Source organism: Pseudomonas sp. BT-42-2 (assembly GCF_025847435.2).
Classification (GTDB): Bacteria; Pseudomonadota; Gammaproteobacteria; order Pseudomonadales; family Pseudomonadaceae; genus Aquipseudomonas; species Aquipseudomonas urmiensis.
The window spans coordinates 21869-38956 of the sequence record NZ_JAOYTM010000020.1 but is presented as its reverse complement, the minus strand read 5'-3'; the positions used below and the strand labels follow the sequence as shown (position 1 = coordinate 38956).

General features: G+C 62.7%; 19 protein-coding genes and 1 other RNA gene. 14 read left to right on the top strand and 6 right to left on the bottom strand.

Annotated features, from left to right (window positions below; genetic code table 11):
* The first annotated feature begins 71 nt into the window (after positions 1 to 71).
* From ubiD to OIU19_RS22350, 3 genes are all read left to right on the top strand, one after another.
* On the top strand, positions 72 to 1538 hold the full coding sequence (gene ubiD, locus OIU19_RS22360; RefSeq protein ID WP_264236833.1) for a 4-hydroxy-3-polyprenylbenzoate decarboxylase: 1467 nt from the start codon (positions 72 to 74) through the stop codon (positions 1536 to 1538).
* Positions 1538 to 2506 carry a CDP-6-deoxy-delta-3,4-glucoseen reductase gene (locus OIU19_RS22355; protein ID WP_264236832.1) on the top strand — a complete coding sequence of 323 codons (969 nt, stop codon included), beginning with the start codon at positions 1538 to 1540 and terminating at the stop codon, positions 2504 to 2506. Before ubiD ends, OIU19_RS22355 begins: the two co-directional genes overlap by 1 nt.
* Positions 2507 to 2761: 255 nt before the next feature.
* Entirely contained in the window at positions 2762 to 3412 is a 651-nt protein-coding gene (locus tag OIU19_RS22350) for a gamma-glutamylcyclotransferase (protein ID WP_264236831.1), read from the top strand.
* Positions 3413 to 3613: 201 nt separating this feature from the next.
* Here the strand turns inward: OIU19_RS22350 and OIU19_RS22345 are convergent, their stop codons facing one another.
* Entirely contained in the window at positions 3614 to 4591 is a 978-nt protein-coding gene (locus OIU19_RS22345; protein WP_264236830.1) for an NADPH:quinone oxidoreductase family protein, read from the bottom strand.
* A gap of 157 nt (positions 4592 to 4748) precedes the next feature.
* Between OIU19_RS22345 and OIU19_RS22340 the strand changes: the two genes are divergently transcribed.
* Positions 4749 to 5153, top strand: coding sequence for a flagellar basal body-associated protein FliL (locus OIU19_RS22340; protein WP_186555834.1), 405 nt, complete (start codon positions 4749 to 4751; stop codon positions 5151 to 5153).
* Positions 5154 to 5219: 66 nt separating this feature from the next.
* Here OIU19_RS22340 and OIU19_RS22335 read toward each other — a convergent pair whose 3' ends face one another.
* On the bottom strand, positions 5220 to 5672 hold the full coding sequence (locus OIU19_RS22335; RefSeq protein WP_264236829.1) for an EVE domain-containing protein: 453 nt from the start codon (positions 5670 to 5672) through the stop codon (positions 5220 to 5222).
* 175 nt (positions 5673 to 5847) lie between these two features.
* Here OIU19_RS22335 and OIU19_RS22330 point away from each other — a divergent pair, with 175 nt between their 5' ends.
* Complete coding sequence (locus tag OIU19_RS22330; protein WP_186555836.1) at positions 5848 to 5997, top strand: hypothetical protein; 150 nt, start codon at positions 5848 to 5850, stop codon at positions 5995 to 5997.
* 19 nt (positions 5998 to 6016) lie between these two features.
* Here the strand turns inward: OIU19_RS22330 and OIU19_RS22325 are convergent, their stop codons facing one another.
* From OIU19_RS22325 to OIU19_RS22310, 4 genes are all read right to left on the bottom strand, one after another.
* Positions 6017 to 6625: a 5-formyltetrahydrofolate cyclo-ligase gene (locus OIU19_RS22325; RefSeq protein ID WP_264236828.1), complete on the bottom strand. Its 609-nt coding sequence runs from the start codon at positions 6623 to 6625 to the stop codon at positions 6017 to 6019.
* 75 nt (positions 6626 to 6700) lie between these two features.
* Positions 6701 to 6880: non-coding RNA, 6S RNA (ssrS, locus tag OIU19_RS22320), on the bottom strand.
* Between the two features lie 17 nt (positions 6881 to 6897).
* Positions 6898 to 7215 carry a cell division protein ZapA gene (locus OIU19_RS22315; RefSeq protein WP_186555838.1) on the bottom strand — a complete coding sequence of 106 codons (318 nt, stop codon included), beginning with the start codon at positions 7213 to 7215 and terminating at the stop codon, positions 6898 to 6900.
* The gene (locus OIU19_RS22310; protein WP_186555839.1) at positions 7212 to 7421 is read right to left on the bottom strand and encodes a TIGR02449 family protein; all 210 of its coding nucleotides are present in this window, start codon (positions 7419 to 7421) and stop codon (positions 7212 to 7214) included. The genes OIU19_RS22315 and OIU19_RS22310 overlap by 4 nt, the downstream gene beginning before the upstream one ends.
* Before the next feature lie 153 nt (positions 7422 to 7574).
* On the opposite strand from OIU19_RS22310, the gene OIU19_RS22305 reads away from it, so the two are divergent.
* The 9 genes from OIU19_RS22305 (at position 7575) to gcvH (ending at position 16986) form a co-directional block, all read left to right on the top strand.
* Positions 7575 to 8129 (top strand): YecA family protein, encoded by a 555-nt coding sequence (locus OIU19_RS22305; RefSeq protein WP_186555840.1) that lies wholly within the window; start codon positions 7575 to 7577, stop codon positions 8127 to 8129.
* A gap of 21 nt (positions 8130 to 8150) precedes the next feature.
* Positions 8151 to 9485: a Xaa-Pro aminopeptidase gene (pepP, locus tag OIU19_RS22300; RefSeq protein WP_264236827.1), complete on the top strand. Its 1335-nt coding sequence runs from the start codon at positions 8151 to 8153 to the stop codon at positions 9483 to 9485.
* A complete protein-coding gene (gene ubiH, locus OIU19_RS22295; RefSeq protein WP_264236826.1) occupies positions 9482 to 10681 on the top strand; it encodes a 2-octaprenyl-6-methoxyphenyl hydroxylase in 1200 nt (399 codons plus the stop codon). The genes pepP and ubiH overlap by 4 nt, the downstream gene beginning before the upstream one ends.
* Entirely contained in the window at positions 10678 to 11160 is a 483-nt protein-coding gene (locus tag OIU19_RS22290; protein WP_186555843.1) for a DUF4442 domain-containing protein, read from the top strand. Before ubiH ends, OIU19_RS22290 begins: the two co-directional genes overlap by 4 nt.
* Before the next feature lie 9 nt (positions 11161 to 11169).
* Positions 11170 to 12387 (top strand): 2-octaprenyl-3-methyl-6-methoxy-1,4-benzoquinol hydroxylase, encoded by a 1218-nt coding sequence (locus OIU19_RS22285; protein ID WP_264236867.1) that lies wholly within the window; start codon positions 11170 to 11172, stop codon positions 12385 to 12387.
* Positions 12388 to 12582: 195 nt separating this feature from the next.
* Complete coding sequence (locus OIU19_RS22280; RefSeq protein WP_264236825.1) at positions 12583 to 13584, top strand: extracellular solute-binding protein; 1002 nt, start codon at positions 12583 to 12585, stop codon at positions 13582 to 13584.
* Between the two features lie 140 nt (positions 13585 to 13724).
* The gene (locus tag OIU19_RS22275; RefSeq protein WP_264236824.1) at positions 13725 to 15347 is read left to right on the top strand and encodes an iron ABC transporter permease; all 1623 of its coding nucleotides are present in this window, start codon (positions 13725 to 13727) and stop codon (positions 15345 to 15347) included.
* A 124-nt stretch (positions 15348 to 15471) separates the two neighbouring features.
* Positions 15472 to 16554: a glycine cleavage system aminomethyltransferase GcvT gene (gcvT, locus tag OIU19_RS22270; RefSeq protein ID WP_264236822.1), complete on the top strand. Its 1083-nt coding sequence runs from the start codon at positions 15472 to 15474 to the stop codon at positions 16552 to 16554.
* Positions 16555 to 16602: 48 nt separating this feature from the next.
* Positions 16603 to 16986, top strand: coding sequence for a glycine cleavage system protein GcvH (gcvH, locus tag OIU19_RS22265; RefSeq protein ID WP_264236820.1), 384 nt, complete (start codon positions 16603 to 16605; stop codon positions 16984 to 16986).
* The last annotated feature ends 102 nt before the right edge of the window (positions 16987 to 17088 follow it).

The following is a 17088-nucleotide window of genomic DNA, read 5'->3' as shown; positions in this document are numbered from 1 at the left end:
TGCATCCTAAAACGGCTTGATCAGCGCTACACTCTGCACCCCGACCGATACGGCCAACACGAGGCTCACGCATGCAGTATCGCGATTTGCGCGACTTTATCCGTGGCTTGGAACAGCGCGGCGAACTCAAGCGCATCCAGGTTCCGATTTCACCCGTCCTGGAAATGACCGAAGTCTGCGATCGCACCTTGCGTGCCAAGGGCCCGGCGTTGCTGTTCGAAAAGCCTACCGGCTTCGACATTCCAGTGCTCGGCAACCTGTTTGGCACCCCGGAGCGGGTGGCCATGGGCATGGGTGCCGAATCGGTCGACGAGCTGCGTGAAATCGGCAAGCTGCTGGCCTTTCTCAAAGAGCCCGAGCCGCCCAAGGGGCTCAAGGACGCCTGGTCGAAACTGCCGATCTTCAAGAAAGTCGTGTCGATGGCGCCCAAGGTCATCAAAGATGCGGTATGCCAGGAAATCGTGGTCGAGGGCGAAGACGTCGACCTCAGCCAACTGCCGATCCAGCACTGCTGGCCGGGCGATGTGGCGCCGCTGATCACCTGGGGCCTGACCGTCACCCGCGGGCCGAACAAAGAACGCCAGAACCTGGGCATCTATCGCCAGCAGGTGATTGGCCGGAACAAGGTCATCATGCGTTGGCTGAGCCACCGTGGCGGCGCTTTGGACTATCGCGAGTGGTGCGAGAAGCACCCTGGCCAGCCATTTCCGGTGGCGGTAGCCCTGGGCGCGGACCCGGCGACCATTCTTGGCGCTGTGACCCCGGTGCCTGACACCCTTTCCGAATACGCCTTCGCTGGCCTGCTGCGTGGCAATCGTACCGAGCTGGTCAAGTGCCGTGGCAGTGACCTGCAGGTGCCGGCCACTGCGGAAATCATCCTGGAAGGGGTGATCCACCCAGGCGAGATGGCCCCCGAAGGCCCATACGGCGACCACACCGGTTACTACAACGAGGTGGACAGCTTCCCGGTGTTCACCATTGAACGCATCACCCACCGGCGTAAACCGATCTATCACAGCACCTACACCGGCCGTCCACCGGATGAGCCGGCGATCCTTGGTGTTGCGCTGAACGAAGTGTTCGTGCCGATCCTGCAGAAGCAGTTCCCAGAGATCATCGACTTCTACCTGCCGCCCGAAGGCTGCTCGTACCGCATGGCGGTAGTGACCATCAAGAAGCAGTACCCAGGCCATGCCAAGCGGGTCATGCTGGGTGTCTGGTCGTTCCTGCGACAGTTCATGTACACCAAGTTCGTTATCGTTACCGACGACGACGTCAACGCCCGTGACTGGAACGACGTAATCTGGGCCATCACCACGCGCATGGACCCCAAGCGTGATACGGTGATGATCGACAACACGCCAATCGACTACCTGGACTTCGCGTCGCCGGTATCGGGGCTGGGGTCGAAGATGGGCCTGGATGCAACGCACAAGTGGCCGGGCGAGACTACACGCGAATGGGGTCGAGTCATCGTCAAGGACGATGCCGTCACCCGCCGTATCGATGAGCTGTGGGATCAGTTGGGAATAGATTGATGCAGGTAACGTTGCAGCCGTCCGGGGCGGTACTGGCGCTTGAACCCGGTGAAAGGATTCTCGATGGCGCCCGGCGCCTGGGTTACGACTGTCCGAGCAGCTGCCGCAACGGCAATTGCCACGTCTGCGCTGCCTTGCTGGTGGAAGGGCGGGTGCGCCAGGACGGTGAAGTGCGTGATCACGGCGAGCTGTTCACCTGCATCGCCGAGCCGCTGGAGGACTGTATCTTGCTCTGGGACGGTGTACTTGCCTTGGGCGAACTGCCGGTGCGCACCTTGGCCTGCACGGTGAGCGAGTGCGTCGAGGTGGGCGGCGACGTCTGGCGCGTGCGCCTGCGCGCTCCGGCCGGCAAGCCGCCGCGTTATCACGCCGGCCAGTACCTGATGATCGAGCGCGACGGCGCCGACAAGGCAGCCTTCTCGCTGGCCTCTGCACCGCATGGCGGGCGCGATCTGGAGCTGCACGTGCTGGCGCGCGAAGCCAGTGCCGTGGCGCTGATCGAGCAATTGCAGCGCGATGGTATTGCGCGTATCCAACTGCCGTTTGGCGATGCACATTTGGCCGAGCTGCCTGATGGGCCACTGGTGCTGATCGCCGCCGGCACCGGCATGGGCCAGATGCACAGCTTGGTCGAGCACTGCCGGGCCAATGGTTTCAAGCACCCGGTGCACTTGTACTGGGGCGTGCGTCGTCCGGAAGACTTCTACCAGATCGAGCACTGGGATGAGTGGCAGCGCCTGCCCAACCTGTTCCTGCACAAGGTCGTCAGTGACCTGTGTGGCTGGGAAGGGCGTTGCGGCATGCTGCATGAGGCAGTTTGCGAAGACATCGCCGACCTCAACGATGTGCACGTGTATGCCAGTGGTTCGCCAAATATGGTCTATGCCACGCTCGATGCGTTGGTTGAAGCCGGCATGGATGCGCACCGCATGCGTGCCGATGTGTTCGCCTATGCCCCGCGCAACTGAATAGTTAGTCGACGCTAATAACCAAAGTGTCCGGCGATGATTATAAGGCGGTAAATTGTTACCGCCGCAGCCAATAACTTTCACTATACTCGAAACAATACCGTGCAATCGCTTGCAGGGCCCGTAGTTCGGCGGCTCAGGTGTGCATGGGGGCTTGTGCGATGGATACTTTCTGCCGTACGGTAAGTCCAGTGGAGCGTCACTGAGTTACAGTGGCGTTCTTCGTAAGTTCTCGGGGAATAATGGCGGCAGCTTATGTCGGCAATTGAAAGTCTATCTTGGCAGGTACCCTATCCGCCGTCGCTCGACTTCGGTCAGCAACTGACTCGCGAGCAATTGTTCAATTCGATGCAGTCGACCATGGCGCGCCATCACGGTGGGCCGGTGTGGCTATTTGCCTATGGCTCGCTGATCTGGCGCCCAGAATGTCATTCGGTCGAACGCCAGCGGGCGCGGGTGCATGGCTATCATCGCGGGCTGTACCTGTGGTCGCATGAGCACCGCGGCACGCCGGAGTGCCCAGGGCTGGTGTTCGGGCTCGATCGTGGCGGCTCATGCAGTGGCTTTGCCTATCGCCTGGAGGAGAGCAATCTGGATGACTCGCTCATGGCCTTGTGGCAGCGCGAGATGCCATACCCTGCGTATCGGCCGCATTGGCTGACTTGCCGCTTGAATGATGGCAGCAAGGTTCAGGCGCTAGGGTTTGTTCTGGAGCGCCATCTGCCGTGCTATGCCGGTGATCTGCCGGATGGCTTGCTCAGCCAGATTCTGGCCAGCGCCAAAGGGCGTTATGGCAGTACCCGGGATTACGTCGAGCAGACCCTCAATGCACTGCGCAGTCACCAGATGCCCGATCGTAATCTTGAGGCGCGGTTCAGGCGTTGCCACAACTTGCGTGAGGTCTGAAGTATTTGTCGGCTGCACCGGCCGCTTCGCGGGCAAGGCCGCTCCCACAGGGGCCGAGTTGTCATTGATGGCTGCGCTGTACCTGTGAGTGCGGTGACGGGCACTCCCACAGATACCGCATCGACATCAAAGACACCGCTATCCCTGTGGCAGCGGGCTTGCCCGCGAAGAGGCCAGAAGCGACATTGAGGATCTAAAGCCTTACCTGGCCAGCACCACCAACTTACCCACAGCCTGGCGCTGCGCCAGTCGCTCGATTGCCGCCCCGGCCTCGGCCAGTGGATAAGTCTGCGACACCAGTGGCTTTAACTTGCCTTCGGCATGCCAGGCAAACAACTGACGGAAGTTGGCTGCATTATCCTCAGGCTGGCGCTGGGCAAACGATCCCCAGAACACCCCGACCACCGAGGCACCCTTGAGCAGCGCCAGGTTCACCGGCAATTGCGGAATCGTTCCACTGGCAAAACCCACCACCAGCAATCTCCCATTCCAAGCAAGGCCACGCACAGCCTGGTCGAACAGCTTGCCACCTACTGGGTCGTAGATGACATCTACTCCCTGGCCGCCCGTCAGGCGCTTGATTTCATCCTTCAGGCTGGCCTTGCTGTAGTCGATCACCTCATCGGCGCCGGCGGCCTTGGCCACCTGCAGTTTCTCTTCGCTGCTGGCGGCGGCGATCACCTTGGCGCCCATGGCCTTGCCAATCTCCACTGCGGCAAGCCCTACACCCCCCGAAGCGCCGAGTACCAGCAAGGTCTCCCCTGGCTGTAGGTTGGCGCGTTGGCGCAGGGCGTGCATCGAGGTGCCGTAGGTCATGCCAAACGCCGCAGCAGTGGTGAAGTCCATGCTCGGCGGCACTGGCAGCACGTTATAGAACGGCACTGCCACCTGCTCGGCAAAGGCGCCCCAGCCGGTCAGGGCCATGACCCGGTCGCCGACCTTGAAGGCACCCGCTTTCGCGCCCACGGCGGCCACTACCCCTGCGGCCTCGCCACCTGGCGAGAATGGCAGTGGCGGCTGGAACTGGTATTTGCCTTCGATGATCAGGGTATCGGGGAAGTTGACCCCGGCGGCGTGCACGTCGAGCAGGATCTCGTTGATCTTTGGCGTAGGGCTGGCCGCCTCTTCCAGCACCAGATCGCGCGCTGGGCCAAGGGTTTTGCACAACACAGCTTTCATCGGGGCTATTCCTTTGCGTGTGGTGGCCGATAAGTGTAAGAGGGCCAGGTGCCGGGTCAATGAGCATGGCCCGGCCTGATGGGCTGGCATAAGCCCGAGCTTGGGTTTGAACGAAGTGCTGGGTAAGCTGGCGCCAACTGTATTGAGGAGCGAATTCGTGAAAGCGTGGATCTTGATGGTACTGGCGCTGCTGCTGCCAGCAACGGCCATGGCCGAGGCAGCCAAGGAAGGGGAGCCGAAGGTTTCCTACATCAGCCTGAGCCCGCCCTTTGTCGGCAACTACGCCCTCGATGGTAGCCCCAAGCTGCGCGTATACAAGGCTGACGTGGCCCTGCGAGTAACCGGTGACGCCGCCGCCACTGCGGTCAAGCACCACGAGCCGCTGATCCGTAACCAGCTGGTGGCGCTGTTCACCCAGCAGGCTGTGGATAACATGAGCAACGTCGAGGCCAAGGAGAAGCTGCGTCAGGAAGCCCTGAAGCAGGTGCAGCAGGTGATGGAAGCCGAAGAAGGCAAGCCGATCGTCGAGGATCTGCTGTTTAATAACTTGATTGTGCAGTGATTTGATATCGACCCAGCCTTTTCGCCGGCGAGCCTGCGAAAAAGCTGGGTCAGCCAGCGCGTCACGTCACTTAGCCAGGGCCATGATCGCCGCCCATTGCGCTGGGCTAACCGGCATCACCGACAGCCGCGTGCCTTTGTGCACCAGCGGCAGCTCCTCAAGTGCAGTCTGTTGCTTGAGCAGGCCTAACCCCAGCACCTGCTTGAACGTCTGCACATGAGCTACATCTACCGCGCTCCACGGGTTTTTCTCGGCAGTCGCCTTGGCGTCGTGATAGGGGCTTTCAGGGTCGAGCGCAGTCGGGTCCGGGTAGGCCGCCGTAGTGATCTTGGCAATACCGGCGATGCCTGGTTGCGGGCAGCTGGAGTGGTAGAAGAAGAACGCGTCGCCTACGCTCATTTCCCTCAGGAAATTGCGCGCCTGATAGTTGCGCACCCCGTCCCAGCGCGCCTCGCCCAGGCGGGCCAAGGCTTCGATGGAGAGCTCGTCGGGCTCGGATTTCATCAGCCAATAGGCCATGGATGCTGCTCCTGACAAAGTTTGAAATAACCTGTTGCATGAAACCGACAGCCGGTTGGCGTCAACGTTTGCGTGTCGACGCACGTTGTCGGAAAATGCGCCGATTTTAAGCGACATGCTCCGCCAGCACTGAAAAAGCTAGCGAGCCAGAACAGTTTGCCTAGGGGGGCAATCGATGAACAAACGCAAACCGGACCTGCTGTGGGTCTTGGCCTTCATTTTCGGCCTGGGGGTTGTCACCACCGGTTATGCGCAGAGTTTCTGGGAGCGCAAGATGGACATCGCCTACCAGACCCCCGTCGAGTCTGCCCCGCAACAACGCTAAGCCTTGGCCTGGCGCGCCTTTAGTTGCGTGCCAGGTACCAGCCGCGGTCCGAGACCGTTCCTTGCAGCGGCACATCCCAACTGGCCTGGGCCAGTCGTTCTACTTTCTGACACTCATGGGCCAGCCCCAGCAGTAGCGGTTTCTTCCAGTACTTGCGACGTGCCTGATAGGCCAGGCTGCGGTCATAGAAGCCACCGCCCATACCCAGTCGCCCACCCACTTCATCGAAGCCCACCAACGGCAGCAGGATCAAGTCCAGCGCCCAGATTGGCCGTTGCCGCTTGCGCTCGATTACAGGTTCCGGAATTCGGAAGCGGTTGGGCCGTAGTTTTTCCCCATGCTCGAATCGCTGAAATACCATGCGCGTCGCTGGCCAGGCATGCAGCACGGGCAAATAGGTGCGTTTGCCCCGGCGTTGAGCTTCGCGCAGCAGCAGGCGTGGGTCGATCTCGCCATCGTTGGGAAGGTACAGGGCAATGTGCTTGGCCCGGCGAAACAGCGGGTGCTGCGCAAGCTGGCGGTACAGGCCGAGGGTCGCCTGGCGTTGCTGGGCCGGGGTAAGGGCGCGGCGGGCATTACGCAGCAGGCGGCGAAGTTGAGGGCGGGTGAGCGGCGCGGTGTCGGTCATGGCACGGGCGTTCCCAGAGGTGTCGGCCGCCATAGCGGCCAAACCAATTGCCCGGAGGCGGGCAATGAAGCATTCAGGCTCCCCGATAAGACCGCTATCGGTGTAGCCCTTGAACCCGAAAGTTCAAGGTGGAGATTGCAGGGGGCGTTAAGGCTTTCCGTCGTGCGGACATGCACACCGGCCCCAGCGTGCAACCCCCGTGGTTGTGCGTATCGGCTCAGGGACATAACCGACTGGCGCATCCCCCAGGGAGTGGCGCCAGTATACCAACCTCAGCCGTTTTTGGTACCCGTGTCGTCGGCCAATGCATTGTCGACCCGCTCCAGCAGGTCACGCACCTGCTCACGGGTAGTGCCGCCGCTGACCACATCCGGAGTGTCCTGACGGTGCAGCATTTCGTGGGTGATGTTCAGCGCTGCCATGACCGCGATGCGATCAGCGCCGATCACCTTGCCGCTGCTGCGGATCTCACGCATCTTGCCGTCCAGGTAGCGTGCCGCGCTGACCAGGTTGTTGCGCTCCTCGGGCGGACAGATGATCGAGTATTCCTTATCGAGGATCTGGACGGTGACGCTATTGCTTGAACTCATGAGTCTTGCTCCAGGGCCTTGAGCCGCAAGATCATCGATTCGACCTTGCGCCTTGCGATCTCGTTCTTGTCGATGAGGTGGGCGCGCTCTTCGCGCCAGGATTTTTCCTGAGCTACTAGGAGTGCATTTTGCCGTTTAAGTTGCTCGACGCGCTCGATCAGCAACTCAAATCGGCTCATCAGCGCTTGCAGGTCGTTGTCTTGCATGGGTTGCACTCGTTTCGCTCCATCGTTGACTGCCTGGCGATCATGCCTGTGCCAGGCCCTCGGCGGCCAGTGCCGATGGTCTTGGCGCGCCTGCCGGTGCTAGGATACAAGGTCTTCATTCTAGACATTGCGCCGTCTGGCGCCTAGCAGCCCATGCCCAATACACAATCGCCCTACATCGCCTTCGCCATGTTGCTTTCGAGCAATGGCCACCCTGTCACCCCTGCCGAGCTGCATGGCTTGCTGATCGGCCGCAGCTGCGCCGGCGCAGGGTTCGATGCCGATGCCTGGCTGGCTGACGCAGCCCAGCTGCTGGAGACCGAGCCTGGTGACACAGTTCGCAATGCTTTGATCGGCCTGCAAGAGATGGTCAAGGCCGAGCTCACCGGCGAAGACGTCGCCATCGTCCTGCTGCTGCCGACCGACGACGCGGCGCTGGCTGACCGTGCCGCCGCGCTGGGCCAGTGGTGCCAGGGCTTCATCAGTGGTTTCGGCCTGAATGCCGGCGGTAAGGACCTGTCCACCGACGCCAAGGAAGTGCTGCAGGATCTGGTGGCCATTTCGCAGGTCCAGGAAGCGCTGGAAGAGTCCGAGGACGGTGAAAGCGACTACATGGAGGTCATGGAGTACCTGCGCGTCGCCCCGCTGTTGCTGTTCACGGAGTTGAACACGCCAGCAGCACCCGCGCCAAAGCCATCGCTGCATTGATCTGAACGGGGTCGTTTGCCCATGAGCCACATACCCAAGGCGGAGTATGCCCGTCGGCGCAAGGCGCTGATGGCGCAGATGGTCCCCAACAGCATCGCCATCTTGCCAGCCGCCGCGGTTGCCATTCGCAACCGCGACGTCGAGCATGTGTACCGCCAGGACAGCGACTTCCAATACCTCAGCGGCTTTCCGGAGCCAGAGGCGGTAATCGCGCTGATTCCTGGCCGGGAGCATGGCGCATACGTGCTGTTCTGCCGTGAGCGTAACCCCGAGCGCGAGCTGTGGGATGGCCTGCGCGCAGGCCAGGAAGGCGCTGTGCGCGACTTTGGCGCCGACGACGCCTTCCCGATCACCGATATCGACGAGATCCTGCCGGGTCTGATCGAAGGCCGCGATCGGGTCTACACCGCCATGGGCAGCAATCCCGAGTTCGATCGCCGGCTGATGGACTGGATCAACGTCATACGCTCCAAGGCGCGCCTCGGTGCCCAGCCGCCGAACGAATTCGTTGCCCTGGATCACCTGCTGCACGACATGCGTCTGTATAAATCGGCGGCAGAGGTGAAGGTGATGCGCGCTGCTGCGGACATTTCCGCCCGCGCCCATGTGCGGGCCATGCAGGCCTGTCGCGCCGGGCTCTACGAATACAGCCTGGAAGCCGAGCTGGACTACGAGTTCCGCAAGGGCGGGGCGAAGATGCCGGCCTACGGCTCGATCGTCGCTGCCGGGCGCAACGGCTGCATCCTGCACTACCAGCAGAACGACGCCTTGCTCAAGGACGGCGATCTGGTGTTGATCGACGCCGGTTGCGAGATCGACTGCTACGCCAGCGACATCACCCGCACCTTCCCGGTCAGCGGGCGATTTTCGCCAGAGCAGAAGGCGATCTACGAACTGGTGCTCAAGGCTCAGGCGGCAGCGTTTGCCGAGATCGCCCCTGGCAAGCACTGGAACCATGCCCATGAAGCGACCGTGCGGGTGATCACCGAAGGGTTGGTCGAGCTGGGGCTGCTCAAAGGCGAGGTGCAGGCGCTGATCGACGCCGAGGCGCATCGCGCCTTCTACATGCACCGCGCAGGGCATTGGCTGGGCATGGATGTGCACGACGTCGGTGAATACAAGGTCGGTGGCCAGTGGCGAGTGCTCGAACCGGGCATGGCGCTGACCGTCGAGCCGGGCATCTACATTGCCGCCGACAACCAGGATGTGCCGAAGAAATGGCGTGGCATCGGGATCAGGATCGAGGACGACGTGGTCGTGACCAAGCAAGGCTGTGAAATTCTCACCTCAGGCGTGCCGCGTACGGTCGCCGAGATCGAGGCGCTGATGGCTGACGCACGCAGGGACGTGGCATGAGCCGGGTCAACCTGGCGATCATTGGCGGCGGCCTGGTCGGCGCCAGCCTGGCCCTGGCCTTGCAGGCCGGCGCCAAGGCGCGGGGCTGGAAGATCCTGTTGATCGAGCCGTTCGCGCCAGGCGACAGCTTCCAGCCGAGCTACGATGCGCGCTCGTCAGCGCTGTCGTTCGGCACTCGGCAAATCTACGAGCAACTTGGCGTGTGGCAAATCCTCAGCCCGCGCGCCGAGCCAATCCGCCAGATCCACGTGTCCGACCGGGGCCGCTTCGGCGCTACCCGTCTGGATGCCAGCGAAGAAGGCGTGCCTGCGCTGGGTTACGTGGTGGAAAATGCCTGGCTTGGCCAGTGCCTGTGGCAAAGCCTGGACCGCGACGTGGTCAGCTGGCGCTGCCCGGCCGAGGTCAAGGCCATGCAGCCGATCGAGGGCGGCTATCGCTTGCAGCTCGATGACGACACCAGCCTTGAGTGCGACCTGGCGGTGCTGGCCGATGGTGGTCGTTCCGGCCTGCGTGAGCAACTGGGCATCCATGTGCGGCGCCGACCTTACGACCAGAGCGCGCTGATCGCCAATATCAGCCCCGGCGAGGCCCATGCTGGCCAAGCCTTTGAACGCTTCACCGAGCAAGGCCCGATGGCGTTGTTGCCATTACCAGAGAACCGCTGCGCGCTGGTCTGGACCCGCCAGGGAATGGATGCCAAGCGCCTTGCCGAAATCGACGAGCGTAGCTTCCTGCGTGAGTTGCAGGACGTGTTCGGCTATCGCCTGGGCGCACTGCGCCAGGTTGGCGTGCGTCACCTCTACCCGCTGGCGCTGGTCGAGGCCGAGGAGCAGGTGCGCCCCCATCTGGTTGTCCTGGGCAATGCCGCGCACAGCCTGCACCCGATTGCCGGGCAGGGCTTCAACCTGTCCCTGCGCGATGTGCAGACCCTCGCCGAAGGCCTGTTGGCCGGCCCAGCGCAGCCGGGCGATCTGGCGACCTTGCAGGTCTATCACCAGCGTCAGCGTGTGGACCAGGCGCTGACCATCGGCTTTTCCGACCAGGTCACCCGCGTATTTGGCAGCGGCCAGCCATTGCTGGCAGCCGGGCGCAACCTCGGCCTGTTGGGCCTCGACTTGCTGCCACCGGCCAAACGCTGGTTCGCCCGCCAGGCCATGGGCCTGGGCACTCGGCCTGACCTGCGGGGTCGCGCATGAGCGACCCACGCAAGCTCGCGCGCAAGGCCCGGATGCTGCGCTGGCTGCTCAACTTCTACCCGCCTTACCTGGGCGCCGGTATCCGTGTGCAGCACATCAGCCCGGACATGAGCAGCGTCAAGGTGTGCATGAAGCTGACCCGCTGGAACCGCAACTATGTCGGCACCCAGTTCGGTGGCAGCCTGTATTCGATGGTCGACCCGTTCTACATGCTGCTGCTGATCGAGCGCCTGGGCCGCGAATACATCGTCTGGGATAAAGCCGCCAGCATCGATTTCATCTCCCCTGGCAAAGGCCCGGTATACGCCGAGTTTCATGTCGACGACGCGATGCTCGACGACATCCGCCAGCAGACCGCCAGCGGCAAGAAGTACCTGCCCCGTTTGCAGGTCGATATCCGCGATGGTGCCGGTGAGCTGGTGGCGCGGGTCGATAAAACCCTTTATGTACGGCTCAAGCCGCAAGCGAGGCAGGCGTAAAGCATGGAAATGCGCGCAGATCTGTTGATTGTCGGTGCCGGTATGGTCGGCAGCGCACTGGCCCTGGCGTTGCGCCACAGCGGCCTGGAAATTCTCCTGCTCGACGGCGGCCCGCTGTCGGTCAAACCCTTTGATCCACAGGCGGCGTTCGAGCCCCGTGTCAGTGCCCTGTCGGCGGCCAGCCAGCGCATTCTTGAGCGCCTGGGCGCTTGGGAGGGTATCGCTGCGCGGCGGGCTTCGCCGTATTCGGACATGCATGTCTGGGATGGCAGCGGCACTGGCCAGATCCACTTCTCTGCGGCCAGTGTGCACGCCCAGGTACTGGGCCACATCGTCGAGAACCGGGTGGTGCAAGATGGCCTGCTGGATCGGCTGCACGACAGCGATATTGGCCTGCTGGCCAACGCCCGTCTGGAACAGATGCGCCGCTCCGGTGACGAGTGGCTGCTGACCCTGGCCGATGGCCGGCGTGTGCGCGCACCGTTGGTGGTGGCGGCGGACGGCGCCAACTCGGCGGTGCGGCGCCTGACCGGTTGCCAAACGCGCGAGTGGGATTACCTGCATCAGGCGATCGTCACCAGCGTGCGCTGCAGCGAGCCGCACCAGGCGACCGCCTGGCAGCGGTTCACCGATGAGGGGCCGTTGGCGTTTCTACCGCTGGCCCGCGATGACGGGCAGCATTGGTGCTCGATTGTCTGGTCGACCACCCCCGAGCAGGCCGAGCAGGCCATGGCGTTGGACGATGAAGCGTTCTGCCAGGCGCTAGGCAGGGCTTTTGAGGGCCGTCTGGGCGAAGTGCTGGAGGCCGACCCACGGGTGTGTGTGCCGCTGCGTCAGCGCCATGCCAAGCGCTATGTGGATGAAGGGCTGGCGCTGATCGGCGATGCTGCGCATGTGATCCACCCACTGGCCGGGCAGGGAGTCAACCTGGGCTTCCTCGATGCGGCGGTGCTGGCTGAAGAGCTTGGGCGTGCCTGCGAGCGGGGTGAGCGTTTGGCGGATGTGAAGGTGCTCAGTCGCTATGAGCGTCGGCGCATGCCGCACAATTTGGCGCTGATGGCGGCAATGGAGGGTTTTGAGCGGTTGTTCCAGGCTAATCCGTTGCCGCTGCGTTGGTTGCGTAATAGCGGGTTGAGGATCGTTGAGCAGATGCCGGAGGCCAAGGCGCTGTTCGTGCGGCAGGCGTTGGGGCTTTCTGGGGATTTGCCGGAATTGGCTCGGGCCTGAGGTTCTTGCGACCGCTTTGCGGCCCGTCGCAGGCTGCGCCAGCGCCTATAGAGTTTCGCAATGTGTGTGGGCGCTGGCGGAGCTTGCTGGCCCCTCAAGAAGGAAATGGCAACATCTGGTAACGCCTGTAAGGGTGAGTCGCATAATGGGAAACACTACCATTTGCACCTCTAGAACCCGCGAGGAGTTACCCCGATGTTGCCACGCAAGCCCCTACTGGCCGCCCTGGCCCTGACCCTGTTCGGCGGCACCGCCCAGGCGGCGGACGAAGTGGTGGTGTATTCCTCGCGCATCGATGAGCTGATCAAGCCGGTGTTCGACGCCTATACCGCCAAGACCGGCGTCAAGATCAAGTTCATCACCGACAAAGAAGCCCCACTGATGCAGCGCATCAAGGCCGAGGGCGACAACGGCGTGGCCGACCTGCTGCTCACCGTCGACGCTGGTAACCTCTGGCAAGCCGAGCAGATGGGCATCCTGCAGCCGATCAAGTCGGACGTCATCGACGCCAACATCCCCGCCCAGTATCGCTCCAGCTCCCATGACTGGACGGGCTTGAGTCTGCGCGCACGAACCATCGCCTACTCCACCGAGCGGGTCAAACCCGAAGAGCTGAGCACCTACGAGGCCCTGGCCGACAAGCACTGGGAAGGCCGCTTGTGCCTGCGCACTGCGAAAAAGGTCTACAACCAGTCGCTGACCGCCACCCTGATCGAGAACCACGGCGAGGCCAAGACCGAGCAGATCATCAAGGGCTGGGTCAACAACCTGTCCACTGACGTGTTCTCCGATGATACCGCCGTGCTCCAGGCCATCGAGGCTGGCCAGTGCGATGTGGGCGTGGTCAACACTTACTACTATGGCCGCCTGCACAAGCAGCAGCCGAGCCTGCCGATCAAGTTGTTCTGGCCTAACCAGGGCGACCGTGGGGTACACGTCAACCTCTCGGGCATCGGCCTGACCAAGCATGCGCCACACCCTGAGGCGGCCACGAAACTGGTGGAATGGATGACCGGTGAAGAAGCGCAGAAGCTGTTTGCCGACATCAACCAGGAGTTCCCGGCCAACCCTAAGGTCAAGCCTTCTGCGGAAGTTGCGGCGTGGGGCAGCTTCAAGGCTGACAGCATTGCGGTGGAAGTGGCGGGCAAGCGTCAGGCAGAAGCTATTCGCTTGATGGATCGGGCTGGCTGGAACTAAGCGCCAGGCTTTATCCTTCTGCGGCCCTTGCAGGCCGTATCGCGGGGCAAGTCCGCTCCCACGCACACCGTGCATACGCGGCTGGCGTGGGAGCGGGCTTGCCCCGCGATGCATTCGCCATTTTCACTCAGGATTGAGCTTTGTCCCACGCCCCGCAACGTCGCTGGTACCTCCCGGTTTCCCTGGTCGCCGCCCTGGTCCTGCTGCCCCTGAGCGTCCTGCTGCTCTCGTGGCAGTCGATCGACCTGCAGATCTGGTCGCACCTGCTCGACACGCAGATGAGCCGTCTGCTGGGCAATACCCTGACCTTGGTGCTGGGCGTGGGCCTCGGGGTAACCGTGCTTGGTGTGAGCCTGGCTTGGCTGACCAGCCTCTGCGAGTTTCCCGGCAGGCGCTGGCTAGACTGGGCGTTGATGCTGCCATTCGCCATCCCGGCCTACGTGCTGGCGTTCGTCTTCGTCGGCCTGCTGGATTTCGCTGGGCCTGTGCAGAGCGCGCTGCGCGAGGTGTTCGGGCAGATACGCCTGCCACGGGTGCGCTCTACCGGCGGCGTGATCATCGTCCTGGTGTTGGTGTTCTACCCCTATGTCTACCTGCTGGCGCGTACCGCCTTCATCGCCCAGGGCAAGGGTCTGATGGAAGCCGCGCGAGTGTTGGGCATGTCGCCGCTGCAAGCCTTCTGGCGGGTAGCCCTGCCGATGGCCAGGCCGGCTATCGGGGCGGGCATTGCCCTGGCGCTAATGGAAACACTGGCAGATTTCGGCGCGGTGGCGGTGTTCAACTTCGATACCTTCACCACTGCGATCTACAAGACCTGGTACGGCTTCTTCAGCCTTTCCAGCGCAGCGCAACTGGCCAGCCTGCTGTTGTTGGTGGTGATGCTGGTGCTGTACGGCGAGCGCCGCGCTCGCGGGGCGAGCCGCACTGGCAACGAGCGGCCACGCGGGCAGGCGCTGTATCACTTGCGCGGCTTCAAGGCGCTGGCGGCCAGCGGCTGGTGCATGCTGGTGTTTGCCTGCGCCTTCGTCATTCCGCTGCTGCAACTGTTGGCGTGGTTCTGGCAGCGCGGTCGGCATGATCTGGATGAGCGCTATGTCGGCCTGGTGCTGCACACCCTTTACCTGGGCGCCATGGCAGCGTTGATCACCGTGAGTGTCGCGCTGCTGCTGGCCTTCGCCCGCCGCCAGGCGCCAACCAGAGTTATCCGGGCCGGGGTCGGCTTGGCCAACCTTGGCTACGCCTTGCCTGGCTCGGTGCTGGCGGTGTCGATCATGCTGGCGTTCAGTTACCTGGACAATCAGTTGGTGGTGCCACTGTCCAAGTGGCTTGGCGGCGCCGGCAAACCCTTGCTACTGGGCAGCCTGGCCGCCTTGTTGATGGCCTATCTGGTGCGCTTCATCGCCGTGGCCCATGGCCCGCTGGAAAGCACGCTGGAGCGCATACGTCCGTCCCTGCCGGAGGCATCGCGCAGTCTTGGGGTGGGCGGGCCAAGATTGTTTTTCAAGGTATATCTGCCGCTGTTGGTGCCTGGTGCCCTGAGCGCCGCTTTGCTGGTGTTCGTCGATGTCCTCAAAGAGATGCCGGCGACTTTGCTGATGCGTCCGTTCGGCTGGGACACCCTTGCGGTACGGGTGTTCGAGATGACCAGCGAAGGTGAATGGGCACGCGCTTCGCTGCCGGCCTTGACCTTGGTGATGGTCGGCTTGCTGCCGGTCATCGGGCTGATTCGCCGTTCAGCTCGGCGCCCGGGTCACACTCACTGAGGATGCCAGTCCGCGCCCTTGCGGCTACAATGCGCGGCATTCGCTGCGGCGGGTCCTACAAGAAAAGGTGACGATTAAACGTTGCCGACCGCCGCTGCTTCGCCACGCCCGGAAGGAGAAACCCATGGGACAGCGCACGCCTCTGTACGACCTGCATCTGGCGCTAGGCGCCAAAATGGTCGATTTCGGCGGTTGGGACATGCCCCTGCACTATGGCTCGCAAGTCGAGGAGCACCATCAGGTGCGCAGTGACTGCGGGGTGTTCGACGTCTCGCACATGACCGTGATCGATGTCTACGGCAACGCCGCCAAGGCCTGGTTGCAGCACCTGCTGGCCAATGATGTGGCCCGTCTTGAGGGTATCGGCAAGGCGCTCTACAGCACCCTGCTCAACCATGACGGCGGGGTGGTCGACGATCTGATCGTCTATCGCACTGAAGATGGCTATCGCCTGGTGGTCAACGCGGCCACCCGCGACAAAGTGCTGGCCTGGTTGCACGCGCATAGTGCAGGGTACGAAGTCGGTTTCGAAGAACGTGCGGAATTGGCGATCCTGGCCATCCAGGGCCCCCGCGCTCGCGACAAAGTTGCCGAGCTGGTCAGTGCCCCACGTGCAGCGGTGATTCGCGAGCTGAAGCCGTTCGAAGGGGTGATCGAAGGCGACTGGTTCGTCGCCCGCACCGGCTATACCGGTGAAGATGGCCTGGAGATCATCCTGCCGGGTGAGCAAGCCCCGGCATTCTTCAACGACCTGGTCGGAGCCGGCATCGCCCCCAGTGGCCTCGGTGCCCGCGATACCCTGCGCCTGGAAGCCGGGATGAACCTCTACGGCCAGGACATCGACGAGCAGCATACCCCGCAAACCTCCAACCTCGGCTGGTGCATCGCCTGGGAGCCCGCTGAACGCGACTTCATCGGTCGTGCCGGCCTGCTCAAGGAAATCGAGCACGGCGTGCAGGAAAAACTGGTCGGTCTGGTGCTCGAAGAGCGTGGTGTATTGCGTGCGCATCAAGTGGTGCGTGTCGCCGGGATTGGCGAAGGAGAGATCACCAGTGGTAGTTTCTCTCCTACGCTGAGCAAATCCATTGCCCTGGCGCGTGTACCGATGGCGACCGGCGACCGGGCCGAGGTCGAGATTCGTGGTAAGTGGTACCCGGTGCGGGTGGTCAAACCGACCTTCGTGCGCCACGGCAAGATTCTGATCTGAACATTTTTCTGGCGGGCCGACCGCTGACCCTATCGAGGATTACAAGACATGAGCAATATCCCCGCCGACCTGCGTTTTGCCGAAAGCCACGAGTGGGCTCGCCTGGAAGCCGATGGCAGTGTGACCGTGGGCATCAGCGATCACGCCCAGGAGGCCCTGGGTGACGTGGTGTTCGTCGAACTGGCGGAAGTTGGCAAGGTCTTCGCCGCTGGCGATGCAGCTGGCGTGGTCGAGTCGGTCAAGGCCGCTTCGGATATCTACGCGCCGGTCGGTGGCGAAGTGATCGCCGTCAACGAGGCCCTCAGTGACAGCCCTGAGGAGCTGAACAACGATCCGTACGCTGCCTGGATCTTCAAGCTCAAGCCGGCCAACCCTGCCGAGCTGGACAAACTGCTGGACGCTGCTGGCTACGCTGCCGCCATCGGCGAGTAAGTTTTCCCGCAACATCGACGATCCCTTCCTAGACTTGTAAGTCTCTCTGTAGGAGCGGGCTTGTCCCGCGATCAAGGGCAAGGCCCTTGCCATCCAGCGCTG

Coding starts and splice junctions, on each gene's coding strand:
- ubiD (WP_264236833.1), top strand. CDS start 72: ATGCAGTATCGCGATTTGCGCGACTTTATCCGTGGCTTGGAACAGCGC.
- OIU19_RS22355 (WP_264236832.1), top strand. CDS start 1,538: ATGCAGGTAACGTTGCAGCCGTCCGGGGCGGTACTGGCGCTTGAACCC.
- OIU19_RS22350 (WP_264236831.1), top strand. CDS start 2,762: ATGTCGGCAATTGAAAGTCTATCTTGGCAGGTACCCTATCCGCCGTCG.
- OIU19_RS22345 (WP_264236830.1), bottom strand. CDS start 4,591: ATGAAAGCTGTGTTGTGCAAAACCCTTGGCCCAGCGCGCGATCTGGTG.
- OIU19_RS22335 (WP_264236829.1), bottom strand. CDS start 5,672: ATGGCCTATTGGCTGATGAAATCCGAGCCCGACGAGCTCTCCATCGAA.
- OIU19_RS22330 (WP_186555836.1), top strand. CDS start 5,848: ATGAACAAACGCAAACCGGACCTGCTGTGGGTCTTGGCCTTCATTTTC.
- OIU19_RS22325 (WP_264236828.1), bottom strand. CDS start 6,625: ATGACCGACACCGCGCCGCTCACCCGCCCTCAACTTCGCCGCCTGCTG.
- OIU19_RS22315 (WP_186555838.1), bottom strand. CDS start 7,215: ATGAGTTCAAGCAATAGCGTCACCGTCCAGATCCTCGATAAGGAATAC.
- OIU19_RS22310 (WP_186555839.1), bottom strand. CDS start 7,421: ATGCAAGACAACGACCTGCAAGCGCTGATGAGCCGATTTGAGTTGCTG.
- OIU19_RS22305 (WP_186555840.1), top strand. CDS start 7,575: ATGCCCAATACACAATCGCCCTACATCGCCTTCGCCATGTTGCTTTCG.
- pepP (WP_264236827.1), top strand. CDS start 8,151: ATGAGCCACATACCCAAGGCGGAGTATGCCCGTCGGCGCAAGGCGCTG.
- ubiH (WP_264236826.1), top strand. CDS start 9,482: ATGAGCCGGGTCAACCTGGCGATCATTGGCGGCGGCCTGGTCGGCGCC.
- OIU19_RS22290 (WP_186555843.1), top strand. CDS start 10,678: ATGAGCGACCCACGCAAGCTCGCGCGCAAGGCCCGGATGCTGCGCTGG.
- OIU19_RS22285 (WP_264236867.1), top strand. CDS start 11,170: ATGCGCGCAGATCTGTTGATTGTCGGTGCCGGTATGGTCGGCAGCGCA.
- OIU19_RS22280 (WP_264236825.1), top strand. CDS start 12,583: ATGTTGCCACGCAAGCCCCTACTGGCCGCCCTGGCCCTGACCCTGTTC.
- gcvT (WP_264236822.1), top strand. CDS start 15,472: ATGGGACAGCGCACGCCTCTGTACGACCTGCATCTGGCGCTAGGCGCC.
- gcvH (WP_264236820.1), top strand. CDS start 16,603: ATGAGCAATATCCCCGCCGACCTGCGTTTTGCCGAAAGCCACGAGTGG.